This window comes from Mesorhizobium sp. M8A.F.Ca.ET.207.01.1.1, from assembly GCF_004794715.1.
GTDB lineage: Bacteria > Pseudomonadota > Alphaproteobacteria > Rhizobiales > Rhizobiaceae > Mesorhizobium.
Genome location: NZ_SRUS01000063.1, coordinates 1 through 512 on the forward strand (window position 1 = coordinate 1; position 512 = coordinate 512).

1 protein-coding gene is annotated in these 512 nt (G+C 71.5%); it reads right to left on the minus strand.

What is annotated here, in order from left to right; all coding sequences use genetic code 11:
- The coding region (locus EN850_RS33460) for an amidase family protein (protein WP_281407301.1) at positions 1–512 on the minus strand (512 nt) is incomplete at both ends.

The window sequence follows — 512 nt, forward strand, 5'->3', positions numbered from 1 at the left end:
GAACTCGTACAGCAGCAGCGTGCGCTCGGCCTCGGCCCAGGCGCCCTGGTTGGGCAGCGTCACCGGCACCACGACCGCACCCGCGCGGCGCAGCTCGGTGGTGGCCTGTTCGATCAGCGGTGGCATGCCGCGGTACGTCAGCAGCGGTGTCTGCAGCAGGCCGATGCGCTTGCCGCGCAGGCCCTGTGGATCCAGCCGCGCGGTGTAGTCGTAGACCGCGCGGCCGGGCATGGTCGCCGTGGCCGGGTCGGCATCATCGCGGCCGGCGATCGCGGTCAGCACAGCGGCGGCGTCGGCGACGCTGCGTGTCATCGGCCCGGCGGTGTCCTGGCTGAACGAAATCGGGATGATGCCGTCACGACTGACCAGGCCGACGGTCGGCTTGAGCCCGACGATGCCGTTGATCGCTGCCGGGCAGACGATACTGCCGTCGGTTTCGGTGCCGATCGCCACGCTGGCCAGGTTGGCCGCGACTGCCACCGCGCTGCCGCTGCTGGAGCCACAGGGCGAGT